We start from the raw sequence: 11,822 nt of genomic DNA on the forward strand, positions 1-11,822 counted from the left end.
GCCCCCGGTGGGATACCGTGGACCCTGTTCGCACCGCCGCAACGAAGGGGAGCAATCGTGTTTGACTTCAGCGCTGCCGAGGCCGAGGTGACATCCCTGTGCCAGCAGCTCATCCGCATCGACACTCAGAACTGGGGCGGGAACAAGGCGAATCCGGAACGCCCCGCCGCTGAGCTCATCGAGAGCCTGTTCGCCGAGGTGGGTCTGCGCTCCGCGATCGTCGAATCCGCGCCCGGCCGGGCCTCGCTGGTCACCCGCATCTCCGGAGTCGACTCCACCGCCCCGGCCCTCGTCGTCCACGGGCACACCGACGTCGTCCCCGCCCAGGCCGAGGACTGGTCCGTCGACCCGTTCGCCGGCGTCATCAAGGACGGTCTCCTCTGGGGCCGCGGGGCCGTGGACATGAAGGACATGGACGCGATGATCATCGCCTCGATCCGGGACATGGTCCGGCAGGGGCTCTCGCCGAGGCGGGACCTCATCGTCGCGTTCTTCGCCGACGAGGAGGCCGGCGGCGAATACGGCGCCCGCTACGTCGTGCGCAACCACCCGGAGTTCTTCTCCGGCGCCACCGAGGCGATCTCCGAGGTCGGCGGGTACTCCGTCGACGTCCGCGGACAGCGGGTCTACCTCATCCAGACCGCCGAGAAGGGCCTCGCGTGGCTCAACCTCATCGCCCACGGTTCGGCAGGACACGGCTCCCAGCGCAACGACGACAACCCGGTCACCCGCCTCGCCGCAGCGATCACGCGCATCGGCGAGCACGAATGGCCGCAGGAGATCCCGACAGCGACGAGGCAGCTGCTCACCGGGGTCGCCGAGATGACAGGCATCCCCTTCACCGCCGAGACCATCGGCGAACTCCTCGCCGAACTCGGCTCCGTCGAGAAGTTCGTCGCCCCGACCCTGCAGAACACCTCGAACCCCACATACCTCAAGGCCGGCTACAAGCACAACGTCATCCCGGGCACCGCGACCGGCTACGTCGACTGCCGCACCCTGCCCGGGCAGCACGAGGACGTCATGCTCAAGATCAAGGAGCTCGCAGGCGTCGGGGTCGACGTCGAGGTCAATGAGGAGGGTCCGGCCCTCGAATCGCCCTTCGCGGTCCCGCTCGTGGCACAGATGCAGGCAAGCCTGCGCTCGGCCGATCCCGAGGCTGCGGTGCTGCCGTACACGCTCTCCGGCGGGACGGACAACAAGTCGCTGTCCGAGCTCGGCATCTCAGGCTACGGCTTCGCACCGCTCAGACTCACCGGTGTTCTCGACTTCCCGGCGATGTTCCACGGCGTCGACGAACGGGTGCCGGTCGACGCCCTCACCTTCGGAACCCGCGTCCTCGGCGACTTCCTGATGAAGGCGTGATCGTCACCGCGATCCCGACGAGGACGAGGGCGGCGCTGATGACCGTCGTCGTGCTCACGAGCGAACCCGGCAGCGGCAGAAGCGCGTCGAGGAGGAGGGCGCCGAGCAGATTGCCGAAGAGGGAGAAGAGGCTGAGCAGGAGCACGCCGAGGCGGGCGACGGTGAGCGAGGTCAGTCCGATGAAGACGACCCCGAAGGCCCCGCCGAGGAGCAGCCACCACTGACCGGGAGCCGCAGGGAACCCCGTCCATGCGGCCCCGAGAGCCATCGCGATCCCGGCGACCACGAGCAGTGCCGCCAGCCCGGTGAGGAAGTTCGTCGTCGTGGCCACCACGGCCGACCGGGAGGCCGCGCGGATGCGTCCGTTGAACGCCTGCTGGACCGCGGTGAGAGTGCCCGAGGCGAAGGGCAGCAGCGGCGCCCATAGGGGCACACCGAGCTCCAGACGCTCACCGGCACCGAAGACGAGGGCCCCGAGGACGATGAGGACACCGATGACGCGCAGGAGCGTGGGACGCTGCCGCCCGCCCGGTGGCAGCCGGGTCGCATCGACGACGAGACCGCCGGTGACCTGACCGGAGACGAAGGCCATCGTGAACATCGCCACGCCCATGATCGGCACCGTCGCGGCCTGCGCGATGACGACGAGGGCGCCGCTGAGGCCGCCGAGCAGCATCCACCACGGCATCCGCCCCGACCGCACCAGACGGGTGAGGATGCGGGCACCGGTGCGGGCGTGCGGTGAGCTGACGAGCACCGTGCCGACGATGAGGAGACCGGTGAGGAAGGAGACGAGGGCGGCGAAGACGGCATGGCCGAGGATCGGTCCGAGCAGTCCGTTCGCCCGGCCCTGGAGCGACATCGCGCCGCCGGCGACGACGGTGACGAACCCGGCCGCGAGCAGGCTGAGCAGACCTGCCGAGGCACCCCTGCCGGTCGGGGTCAACCGGCGGCCGGCAGCGGCATGATCTTGCGCCGCAGCCACACGGTGCGGGTGCCGCCTGCCGAGATCCGCGTTCTCGCAAGCTCCCAGTGGCCGTACTCGGCCTGGTCGTTGAGCTCCTGGAGGGTGACGGAGCGCGGAACGTCCTTGGAGAAGGACACCGACCGGTACTCGTAGGTCATTCTCGGGCGCTGACGTTTCATAGGCCCACTGTAGACGACGTGGGCTAGTCTGGATCGTATGCCCGTCATCGTCCTTCTCCGACACGGACTCTCGAGCGCGAACACGGCAGGAATCCTCGCCGGCCGGGCTCCCGGCGTGTCGCTGACCGACGACGGGGTCACAGCGCTCACGGACACTCTGCGGATGCTTCCGCACACCGCCTTTGCCCGACTCGTCCACTCACCTCTTGACCGCTGTGTGCAGACCGCACAGCTCGCTGCACGGTATGTGAACGCCGAAGCGACCGCGGTCGACGAGGCGTTCACCGAACTCGACTACGGGGACTGGACGGGACGCAGCCTCAAGGACCTCGTCGAGACACCCGAATGGACGACCGTGAGCGAACACGCGTCCGCGATGCGCTTCCCCGCTGGGGAGTCCATCGCCGAGGCGGCCGAGAGGGCCGTGGCCGGCGTGTCCGAGCTCGTCGCCGAGCTCCGAGCGGTCGAAGCCCGGACCGCCGAGGCGGCCGGTGCCGTCGACGGTGCGGCAGGCGAGAAGGCCGCAGGCCCGCGGGCGTGGGGGATGATCGTCTCCCACGGCGACATCATCAAGGCGATCATCGCCGCAGCGCTCGGCATGCCGCTCGATGACTTCCAGCGCCTGGCCGTGGCGCCGGGGTCCTTCACCGTCATCGACTACTCCGGTCGGGTGCCGGTGATGACGGCGATGTCCGTGACCGCCGCCGGGCTCTCCGAAGGCTCGGCACCCGGCGGGGGCGGACTCGCCTGAGCCTCCCGGCGGCGGGTGGCAGCTGCGGCGCCGGGACCCGGGTCAGATGGGCTGGAGGACGTTCGTGGCGAGCAGGATGTAGATGAGGATGCCCAGTGCCACGCGGTACCACACGAAGATCGCGAACGACTTCGTCTTGATGTAGCCGAGGAACCAGTGGATGACGGCGAGGCCGAGGCCGAAGGAGATCACGGTCGCAAGGATCGTCGGACCCCAGCCCAGGACCATGTCCGTGGAGCCGAGGCTCTTGTACACGCCGTAGAAGCCCGAACCGAGGACGGCGGGGATCGCGAGCAGGAACGAGTATCGGGCGGCCGCGGCGCGTTCGAAGCCCATGAACCGGCCGGCCATGATCGTGCCTCCCGATCGGGAGACACCGGGGATGACGGCGAGCGCCTGCGCGAGTCCGTAGACGATGCCCTGCCCCCACTTCATGTCCTCGAGCGTGTACTGCTTCTTGCCCACCCAGTCGGCGAGGCCGATGATGAGGCCGAAGACGATGAGCATCGTCGCGGTGATCCACAGGCTGCGCAGGGCGCCTTCGATGTAGTCCTGGAAGAGGAGGCCGATGACGACGATGGGGATCGAGCCGATGATGATCAGCCAGCCCAGGCGCACCTCGGGGTCCTTGCGGTCGTGCTTGCCGACCAGGGCGAGGCACCATTTGGAGATGATCGAGACGATGTCGTGCCAGAAGTAGACGACGACGGCGAGCTCGGTGCCGATCTGGATGATCGCGGTGAAGAACGCCCCAGGGTCCTGTCCCGGCAGGAGCCATTCCCCGACGATGCGCACGTGCGCCGACGACGAGATCGGAAGGAATTCCGTGAGTGCCTGGACGATTCCGAGCACGGCGGCCACGAGCCAGTCGTACATGGGTCTCCTTGAGAACAGGGGGTGGGGGAACGTGACCACGGTAGTCGGCGAATCGGGTAACCTCAAGAATCATGAAGCACAACCGCCTCGGCACGACCGGTCTCGACGTCAGCGATGTGGGCCTCGGCACATTCGAATGGGGTCACCGGGTCGACGCGGGAACGGCGCAGCGCCTCATCGACGACTTCGCCGCTGCCGGCGGCAATCTCGTCGAACTTCCCAGTTCAGGCCTCCACGCCGCCGCCGTGTTCGGGCAGCTCGACGTGCCGGACGAGATCGTGCTCGCCTCCCGGGTCGGAGTCTCTCTGAGTGAGTCCTCCCACATCGAGCTCGGGCTCGGTCGCGCGCGCATCCTCGACCAGGTCGCACAGCTGCTGCAGGCGAGCGGTCGCGACCACCTCGACATCCTCGTCCTCGACGTCTTCGATGAGGACGTCGAGCGGGCCGAGACCGCCTCGGCGATCGACACCCTGCTCACCCTCGGCACCGTCCGCTACGTCGGCGTGTCCCACCACACGGGGTGGCAGCTGGCGGAGATGCGCGGTGCCGGCATTCCCATCGCGTGCGCGATCAGCGAGTACTCTCTGCTCAACCGCGAGGCCGACGCCGAACTCAGGCCGGCCGCCGACTACGCAGGGGTCGGACTCATCGCCGGGGCCGGGCTCGGACGCGGGGTGCTCAGCGACAAATACCACCGGGGCACACCACAGGACTCGCGCCTGGCCGGGGAACTCGCCGACTACGTCTCGCCCTACCTCGACGACCGATCCGGACAGGTCCTCGCCGGGGTGCGCAGGGCTGCGACGGCGCTCGGGGTGAGCACGACCGACATCGCTCTCGCGTTCAACCGCGACCGGGGGATCGCCTCGACGCTCGTCTCGGCCAGGACGCCGGAGCAGCTGGCGCAGATCGTGGACAGTGATGTCGCCTTGGAACCGGAGATCGCCGAGGTGCTCGAGCAGATCTCCTGAGGGCCTCAGATCACCTGAGTGCCTCAGCGGCGGGCGTCGACCTCGTCTTCGTCGTCGTCATCGTCGGCGACGCCGAACTCGTCGTAGTCCTCGTCCTCCTCATCGGCCTTCGCATCCTCGACGTCGTCGAAGAGCTCGAAGGGGGTCACCTCGTCGTAGGCGGTGTAGATGGCGTCTTCGTAGATCTCGAAGGCGTCGGCGAGCGCCATGTAGGCGGCTTCGACGCGCGGGTCTTGGTCTCCGTTGCGGTGTGCAGAGGCGGCGAAGTGCTCCCTCACCGCTTCGAGGAATGCGTCCAGGGCCTCACGAGGATCTGTGCTCATGAGTCAAATGTATCCCAGTCGGAAGAGTGAGCCTAGGGGTCTCGGGGCGGCGCGCCTGTGGATTAGGCTGGAGGGCATGGCCTCACTCTACGATCACCCCACTCCCGACCGGTTCGTCGTCGGCACGGTCGGTCTGCCGGGGGAGCGGACGTTCCTCCTCCAGGCGAAGTCCGGGAACTCCCTGACCACCGTGGTCGTGGAGAAGGAGCAGGTCGAGATCCTCGCCGACCGCATCACCGAGCTCCTCGACATGGTCATGGTCAAGGACCCTGCGGCCCGGGTGCCGCAGACCGCGATCGACGACCGCATCGACAATGCCGGGCTCAACGTGCCCATCGACCCGGAGTTCCGGGTCGGGACGATGAGCCTGGGCTGGGACACCGTCGCGCACGAACTCGTCGTCGAATGCTTCGAACTCACCGAGGAGGACGCTCAGGCCGGCACCTCGGCGGACCCCGATGACGATGCGATCGAGCGCGATGTGCTGCGCACCGTCCTCGACGCCGCAGGGGCCAGGGAGTTCGCCAGGCGCGCCGAACAGGTCGTCTCCGCCGGGCGCGGCGACTGCCCGTTCTGCTCGCTGCCGCTCGAACCCGACGGTCATCTCTGCCCCCGCGCCAACGGCGTGGCCCGCGCCTGACGTGGCCTCAGTCGACAGCGTCGTCTCCACCGCCCTGACGAGCGGGGAATGCACGCTCATGGGCGAGATCCCGCGGGCGAGCAACGCGACCGCCCTCGTCGTCGTCGAAGCAGACGGGCGCACCCTCAAAGCTGTCTACAAGCCGATGTCGGGGGAGCGGCCCCTGCGCGACTTCGCGCGGGGCACCCTCGGGCTGCGCGAGGTCGCGTCCTACCGTCTCAGCCGCGGTCTCGACCTCGGCGTCGTGCCGCCCACCGTGCTGCGCACCGACCTGGGCGCAGGTCCCGGTTCGCTGCAGGCCTACGTCGAGGCCTCAGGTACGGCGGATCCTGTGGCGCTGACCTCGGTCGCCGAGATCCCGGAGGGGTATGTGCCGATGTTCGCCCTGCGCACCGAGGACGGACGGGACCTCGTGCTCTCCCACGGCCTCGGCCCGGGTCTGCGGCGCATCGCCTTCTTCGACCTGCTCGTCGGCAACGCCGACCGCAAGGCCGGTCACATCATCACCGGCAGCACCCTGCCGGGCGAGCCCGCCGCCGACGGCGTCTACGGCATCGACAACGGACTGAGCTTCCACACCGAGGAGAAGCTGCGCACCGTGCTGTGGGGGTTCGCCGGGGAAGAGTTCGACGACGCCGAAGAATCAGCCCTGTCCACGCTGACCGACGTGCCCGCGGCATTGGCCGACGACCTCGGCGAGTGTCTGTCGGAGGCGGAGATCACCGCACTGTCCCAGCGGGCGCAGGCGCTGCGCGCAGGGGGCGTCTTCCCCGAACCGCCGGGGGACCGCACGGTCATCCCGTGGCCCCCGATCTAGGAAATGCTCGAATCCGGAGGTCTCGGTTAGGCTGGTCTGCGTGAAGTCTTGGTCCGCACCCGATGTGCCCGTCCTGTCCACCCCCGGCATCCTGCCCACGGTCTTCGACACAGGAGCACGCAGTCCCCGCACACTCACCGGCCGAGACGGCAAGGCGACGCTCTACGTCTGCGGGATCACCCCCTACGATGCGACGCACCTGGGCCATGCCGCGACCTATGTCGCCTTCGACCTGCTCGGGCGGGTGTGGCGCGACGCCGGCCTCGATGTCGTCTACGTCCAGAACACCACCGACGTCGACGACCCGCTGCTCGAGCGCGCCACGGCCACGGGCGTCGACTGGCGGGAGCTCGCGGACTCCCAGATCCAGCTCTTCCGCGACGACATGACCGCCCTGCGCGTGATCCCGCCCGAAGACTACGTCGGCGTCGTCGAATCGATCCCCCAGATCGCCGAGGCGGTGGCCGAGCTGATCGAGACCGGGGCCGCCTACACGCTCGAGTCCGGCGACGTCTACTACCGTGTGTCCACACCCGTCCAGCCCCCGTTCGGCAGCGTCAGCCACGACGACCGAGCGACGATGCTGCGCCTGTCGGCCGAACGCGGCGGAGACCCGGACACCCCGGGCAAGGAGAACCCGCTCGATCCGCTGCTGTGGCGCGCCGCCCGCGAGGGCGAACCCGCATGGGACGGAGGCAGCCTCGGACCCGGCCGGCCCGGGTGGCACATCGAATGCACCGTCATCGCCGAGGAGAAGGCCGGCCTGCCCGTCGACGTCCAGGGCGGCGGCAGCGACCTCGTCTTCCCCCATCACGAGATGGGCGCCGCCCACGCCGCCGCGTGGCAGCATCGGCCGCTGGCGAAGACGTACATGCACACCGGCATGGTCGGCTTCGACGGGGAGAAGATGAGCAAGTCGAAGGGCAACCTCGTCCTCGTCTCCCAGCTCCTTGCCGAGGGCGTGGACCCGATGGTCATCCGCACCGTGCTCCTGTCCAACCACTACCGCAGCGACTGGATGTTCACCCCCGACCTCCTCGAGACTGCGAAGAAGCGGCTGGCCGCCTGGCGGCATGCCGCCGAACGCGAGGCCGAATGCCGGGAGGGCCTGCGCGGCCACATCATCGGCCTCCTGCGCGAGGCCCTCGCCGACGACCTCGACAGCCCGCGGGCACTGGGCATCCTCGACGAATGGGCCGAGCACTACGCGGACTCACCGGCCGGGGACGCCGGCCCCGTGAGCGGTGAACGGGTCGCCGACGCCGTCGATGCCCTCCTCGGCATCCGTCTGCGCGACTGACTGCGACCCGCGACCGAGCCCTGCGCTCAGCGGTCGCGGCCGCGACCGCGCAGATAGCGTTCGAACTCCGCGGCGATCGCCTCACCGCTGGCCTCGGGCAGCTCGGTCGCGTCGATGCGCTCCTCGAGGGTGCGGACGAGATCGGCGAGCTGGGGGTTCGCGGCGACGACCTCGTCGGCACCGAGCTCCCATGCCCTGCTCTCCTCCTCGAGGATGGGAATGTCGATCTCGACCCCGGTGGTCCGCTCGACGGCGCGGGCGAGTGCGAGCTCGGCCTTCGGCGACGGCGAGTCGCTGAGGTAGTCGGGGACCCCGACCCACAGGTTGATCGCCGTCAGCCCGCGCCACGAGCAGGCGACCCCGAGGAGTCCGAGGATGCCGATGGGCCCCGCATAGCTGTTGATCTCGATTCCGAGGTCCGCGGCGAGATCCGGGTCCTCGGTGTTCGCGACGACGGGGAAGGGCCGGGTGTGGGCCACCTCGGCGTGGAGACCGCCGAGGAGGACGACGGAATCGTCCTCACCGACCTCGGAGAGGATGAGGGAGAGGAACTCCCGCCACTTCAACCCGGGTTCGTGACCGTGGATGACGGTCACCGCCTGCCCGTCGTGCTCGCCGCGGTGGACCTCGACGCCGGGCCACGCGATGCTCGCCCGCCCCGTCTCGTCGCGTTCGATCTCCGGTTCGGAGAAGCGGAACTCGTAGAACCCGTCGGTGTCGAGGAGTTCGCTCTCATCGAGTCCCCACGCATCGATGATGTCCTTGACCAGGGAGCTCGCGGCTTCCGAGGCGTCGGCGTCCTGGCCCTCGAAGGCGATGAAGACGAGGCTGCCGGAACCGGATGAGAGAAATGTCATGCGACCAGATTACGCTGGAACCATGACGAACCCTGCCGCTGTCCTCTGGGACATGGACGGAACCCTGGTCGACACCGAACCCTTCTGGATCGCCGCCGAAACCGAGCTCATGACCGCCCACGGACTGCCGTGGAGTGAGGAGCAGGGGCTCGAATTCGTCGGCAACGACCTGCTCACCTCGGCGGAGATGATGCGGGAGGCCGGACTCGACCTGCCCGCCCCCGTCATCGTCGACACGCTGCTCACCGCGGTCATCGCCGCCGTGGGGCAGCGGGTCCCGTTCCGGCCCGGGGCGCTCGAGCTGCTCGAGGCGCTGCGTGCCGAGGGGATCCCGTGCGTGATGGTGACGATGTCATACCGGCGCCTCGCCGAGGCGGTCATCTCCGCGTGCCCGCCCGGCAGCTTCGCAGGCCTCGTGGGCGGCGACGACGTCACCCGGGGCAAACCCGATCCCGAACCCTACCTCGCCGGTGCCGCGCTGCTCGGCCTCGACCCCGGTGACTGCGTCGCCCTCGAGGACTCGCGTCCTGGGCTGGCCAGTGCCGAGGCGGCCGGGACGATCGCGATCGGCATCCCCCACCTCGTCGACCTCGACCCGGCCCCCGGCACCACGCTGTGGCCGAGTCTGGCCGGGCGCGGGGTGAACGATCTGCGCGAGGTCAGCGCCCGACTATCCGCGTGATCTCCGGCGTCGGCGGCGCCTCATTGCCCCACGCCGGGCAGATCGGCTTGAACGAGCACCAGTTGCACAGGGGGGACTTGCGCGGACGCCAGCGGTCGGCCTCGGCGGAGGCGACGATGTCGTTCCAGATCGCGTCGATCTCGAACTCGCTGGCCTCGATGTCCGACATCGTCGGATGCGACTTGAGGATGCTGCGCGAACCGAGGTACATCAGCTGCAGGGTGTGGACGAGCTCACCGGTGAGCCGGTACTCGACGAGAGCGTAGAAGCCCATCTGGAACTTCGCCTCCCGACCGTACTGCGGCTTCGGCTGCTTTCCCGTCTTGTAGTCGACGAGGCGCTTCTCACCGCCGGGGGCGACGTCGACCCGGTCGATGAACCCGCGCAGCTCGAGGCCCGAGTCCAGCGTCGTCGTCACGTACTTCTCCGTCTCCTCCGGTTCGAGGTGCTCGGGGAACTCGAGCGTGAAGTACGCGCCGATGAGCGAACGCGCCGATGTGAGGAATGTCTCCCTCTCCCCGTCGTGGGCGAAGATCTCGAGCACGCTCGGGTCCTTCTCCACCAGCGCCTCCCAGCTCGGGGCCAGCAGGGCCTGAGCCGAGTCCTCGGTCCGTTCGGCGGCAGGCAGTTCGAAGAGCTGTTCGAGCACGGAATGGACGAGTGTGCCCTTGAATGCCGCCTGCGACGGCGGTTCGGGCAGCTTGTCGATGCTGCGGAAGCGGAACTTCAGCGGGCACTGGACGAAGTCGTTCGCGCGCGAGGGTGAGAGACTGATGAGCTCGGCCATGGGACCACTCTAGCCAGGGGTCCTGACACGGGCGGGAAGTTGAGCCGACCCGACGCGTCTGTGAAGGTGAAGCCACCTCCCGCTGTTAGGCTGAGGAGTCCCGACCCCCAACCGATCTGAGGATTATCTGCGATGGCCGTGAAGAACCACCAGACCGGTGCCTCCTCCGGTCTGCGCCTGGGCACCGTGCTCGGCGCCCCGGTGATCCTGGCCTGGTCGTGGTTCCTCGCGGCGATCGTCATCACGATCCTCTTCGCCCCCTGGGTGCTCACGGTCAGACCCGACCTCGGAGTGTGGTCGTGGGGTGTGGCCTTCGCCTACGCGGTCCTCCTCTTCGCCTCCGTCTTCCTCCACGAACTCGCCCACGGCGTCGCCGGGCAGTTCTACGGGCAGAAGGTCGCAGCGATCGAGCTCAACATCTGGGGCGGCTTCACCCGTTTCGAACCGCAGGTCGACAACCCCCGGGACAAGGCGGCGATGACGAGCTTCGTCATCTCGATCGTCGGTCCCGTCGTCAACATCGTCCTCGCCCTGCTCGGCTGGTGGTGCCTGAGCGCGGTCACCCCCTACTCGGTGCCGTGGCTGCTGCTCATCGCCGTCACCTTCGCCAACGTCGCCCTCGGTGCGATCAACCTGCTCCCGGGCATCCCGCTCGACGGCGGCTGGGCCCTGCAGGCGCTGATGTGGCGCATCACCGGTTCGCAGTACCTGGGAACCATCGTCGCCAGCTGGGTGGGCCGGATCATCGCGATCGGCTTCATCGGCTGGTCGGTCATCACCCCGCTGCTCGCCGGGCAGCGGCCCGACCCGCTCAACGTCGCCTGGATGTCGCTCATCGCGATCATGCTGTGGTTCTCCGCCGGGGACGCCGCCACCCACGCCAAGCGCGCCCGGAAGATGGAGACCTACGACCTCGCGCAGGTCATCCAGCCGGCGATCGCGGCGACCTGGGACGCCGACCTCGCCGACACCCTCGACTACGCGAACACCCTCGGGCACGCGAAGGAGCGCACGCTCATCGTCGTCCTCGACCAGAAGGGCCTGCCCTACGGTCTCGTCGACCGCCACGCCGCGGCAGGGCGCCTGGCCGAATCCTCGGCCCGCATCCCCGTCGGTGAGGTGACACGCCCCCTTGCCGGCTGGATCGGGGTGCCCAAGGACATCACCGCCCCCCACCTGCTCGAGTCGCTCACCCACCGTCCCAAGGCGCAGTTCTGCCTGGTCATGGACGGCAACACCCTCATCGGCGTGATCGATCTGCAGGAGTTCTTCGACGAGCTTCTCGCAGCCTGAACCGGTGTGCATAA

General features: G+C 68.7%; 14 protein-coding genes. 8 read left to right on the forward strand and 6 right to left on the reverse strand.

The genetic code is table 11. The features are described from left to right. The first annotated feature begins 57 nt into the window (after positions 1 to 57). Positions 58 to 1,365: a M20/M25/M40 family metallo-hydrolase gene (locus AACX88_RS02920; RefSeq protein ID WP_339391610.1), complete on the forward strand. Its 1,308-nt coding sequence runs from the start codon at positions 58 to 60 to the stop codon at positions 1,363 to 1,365. Here the strand turns inward: AACX88_RS02920 and AACX88_RS02925 are convergent. Together AACX88_RS02925 and AACX88_RS02930 are read right to left on the reverse strand one after the other, a co-directional pair. Beyond that, positions 1,319 to 2,350 carry a DMT family transporter gene (locus AACX88_RS02925; protein ID WP_339391611.1) on the reverse strand — a complete coding sequence of 344 codons (1,032 nt, stop codon included), beginning with the start codon at positions 2,348 to 2,350 and terminating at the stop codon, positions 1,319 to 1,321. The genes AACX88_RS02920 and AACX88_RS02925 overlap by 47 nt on opposite strands. Next, positions 2,308 to 2,511, reverse strand: coding sequence for a DUF5703 family protein (locus AACX88_RS02930; RefSeq protein ID WP_339391612.1), 204 nt, complete (start codon positions 2,509 to 2,511; stop codon positions 2,308 to 2,310). The genes AACX88_RS02925 and AACX88_RS02930 overlap by 43 nt, the downstream gene beginning before the upstream one ends. A gap of 37 nt (positions 2,512 to 2,548) precedes the next feature. On the opposite strand from AACX88_RS02930, the gene AACX88_RS02935 reads away from it, so the two are divergent. Continuing rightward, entirely contained in the window at positions 2,549 to 3,262 is a 714-nt protein-coding gene (locus AACX88_RS02935; RefSeq protein ID WP_339391613.1) for a histidine phosphatase family protein, read from the forward strand. A gap of 42 nt (positions 3,263 to 3,304) precedes the next feature. Here the strand turns inward: AACX88_RS02935 and AACX88_RS02940 are convergent, their stop codons facing one another. Beyond that, entirely contained in the window at positions 3,305 to 4,138 is an 834-nt protein-coding gene (locus tag AACX88_RS02940; RefSeq protein WP_339391614.1) for an undecaprenyl-diphosphate phosphatase, read from the reverse strand. Between the two features lie 71 nt (positions 4,139 to 4,209). On the opposite strand from AACX88_RS02940, the gene AACX88_RS02945 reads away from it, so the two are divergent. Beyond that, positions 4,210 to 5,109 (forward strand): aldo/keto reductase, encoded by a 900-nt coding sequence (locus tag AACX88_RS02945; protein ID WP_339391615.1) that lies wholly within the window; start codon positions 4,210 to 4,212, stop codon positions 5,107 to 5,109. 23 nt (positions 5,110 to 5,132) lie between these two features. On the opposite strand, the gene AACX88_RS02950 is transcribed toward AACX88_RS02945, so the two are convergent. Next, positions 5,133 to 5,432 carry a hypothetical protein gene (locus tag AACX88_RS02950; RefSeq protein WP_339391617.1) on the reverse strand — a complete coding sequence of 100 codons (300 nt, stop codon included), beginning with the start codon at positions 5,430 to 5,432 and terminating at the stop codon, positions 5,133 to 5,135. Positions 5,433 to 5,508: 76 nt separating this feature from the next. Between AACX88_RS02950 and AACX88_RS02955 the strand changes: the two genes are divergently transcribed. Genes AACX88_RS02955 through mshC form a run of 3 tightly spaced genes read left to right on the forward strand, consistent with a single transcriptional unit; the run spans position 5,509 to position 8,189 of the window. Continuing rightward, the gene (locus AACX88_RS02955) at positions 5,509 to 6,072 is read left to right on the forward strand and encodes a DUF3090 domain-containing protein (RefSeq protein ID WP_339391618.1); all 564 of its coding nucleotides are present in this window, start codon (positions 5,509 to 5,511) and stop codon (positions 6,070 to 6,072) included. 1 nt (position 6,073) lies between these two features. After that, positions 6,074 to 6,889, forward strand: coding sequence for an SCO1664 family protein (locus AACX88_RS02960; protein ID WP_339391619.1), 816 nt, complete (start codon positions 6,074 to 6,076; stop codon positions 6,887 to 6,889). A gap of 40 nt (positions 6,890 to 6,929) precedes the next feature. Further along, positions 6,930 to 8,189: a cysteine--1-D-myo-inosityl 2-amino-2-deoxy-alpha-D-glucopyranoside ligase gene (gene mshC / locus AACX88_RS02965; protein ID WP_339391620.1), complete on the forward strand. Its 1,260-nt coding sequence runs from the start codon at positions 6,930 to 6,932 to the stop codon at positions 8,187 to 8,189. A 26-nt stretch (positions 8,190 to 8,215) separates the two neighbouring features. On the opposite strand, the gene AACX88_RS02970 is transcribed toward mshC, so the two are convergent. Next, entirely contained in the window at positions 8,216 to 9,046 is an 831-nt protein-coding gene (locus tag AACX88_RS02970; protein WP_339391621.1) for a PAC2 family protein, read from the reverse strand. 22 nt (positions 9,047 to 9,068) lie between these two features. Here AACX88_RS02970 and AACX88_RS02975 point away from each other — a divergent pair, with 22 nt between their 5' ends. Next, positions 9,069 to 9,728, forward strand: a complete 660-nt coding sequence (locus AACX88_RS02975) for an HAD family hydrolase (RefSeq protein ID WP_339391622.1) — start codon at positions 9,069 to 9,071, stop codon at positions 9,726 to 9,728. On the opposite strand, the gene AACX88_RS02980 is transcribed toward AACX88_RS02975, so the two are convergent. Continuing rightward, complete coding sequence (locus AACX88_RS02980; RefSeq protein WP_339391623.1) at positions 9,706 to 10,515, reverse strand: RecB family exonuclease; 810 nt, start codon at positions 10,513 to 10,515, stop codon at positions 9,706 to 9,708. The two genes, AACX88_RS02975 and AACX88_RS02980, sit on opposite strands and share 23 nt — an antisense overlap. A 132-nt stretch (positions 10,516 to 10,647) precedes the next feature. Here AACX88_RS02980 and AACX88_RS02985 point away from each other — a divergent pair, with 132 nt between their 5' ends. Continuing rightward, entirely contained in the window at positions 10,648 to 11,808 is a 1,161-nt protein-coding gene (locus tag AACX88_RS02985; RefSeq protein WP_339391624.1) for a site-2 protease family protein, read from the forward strand. Positions 11,809 to 11,822 lie beyond the last annotated feature (14 nt).

The sequence above is a fragment of the Brevibacterium metallidurans genome, from assembly GCF_037101285.1.
GTDB classification, from domain to species: domain Bacteria; phylum Actinomycetota; class Actinomycetes; order Actinomycetales; family Brevibacteriaceae; genus Brevibacterium; species Brevibacterium metallidurans.

Bases quoted from the DNA above. Each gene is read 5' to 3' on its own strand.
- AACX88_RS02930 (WP_339391612.1), bottom strand. From the start codon at position 2,511: ATGAAACGTCAGCGCCCGAGAATGACCTACGAGTACCGGTCGGTGTCC.
- AACX88_RS02935 (WP_339391613.1), top strand. From the start codon at position 2,549: ATGCCCGTCATCGTCCTTCTCCGACACGGACTCTCGAGCGCGAACACG.
- AACX88_RS02940 (WP_339391614.1), bottom strand. From the start codon at position 4,138: ATGTACGACTGGCTCGTGGCCGCCGTGCTCGGAATCGTCCAGGCACTC.
- AACX88_RS02945 (WP_339391615.1), top strand. From the start codon at position 4,210: ATGAAGCACAACCGCCTCGGCACGACCGGTCTCGACGTCAGCGATGTG.
- AACX88_RS02950 (WP_339391617.1), bottom strand. From the start codon at position 5,432: ATGAGCACAGATCCTCGTGAGGCCCTGGACGCATTCCTCGAAGCGGTG.
- AACX88_RS02955 (WP_339391618.1), top strand. From the start codon at position 5,509: ATGGCCTCACTCTACGATCACCCCACTCCCGACCGGTTCGTCGTCGGC.
- AACX88_RS02970 (WP_339391621.1), bottom strand. From the start codon at position 9,046: ATGACATTTCTCTCATCCGGTTCCGGCAGCCTCGTCTTCATCGCCTTC.
- AACX88_RS02975 (WP_339391622.1), top strand. From the start codon at position 9,069: ATGACGAACCCTGCCGCTGTCCTCTGGGACATGGACGGAACCCTGGTC.
- AACX88_RS02980 (WP_339391623.1), bottom strand. From the start codon at position 10,515: ATGGCCGAGCTCATCAGTCTCTCACCCTCGCGCGCGAACGACTTCGTC.
- AACX88_RS02985 (WP_339391624.1), top strand. From the start codon at position 10,648: ATGGCCGTGAAGAACCACCAGACCGGTGCCTCCTCCGGTCTGCGCCTG.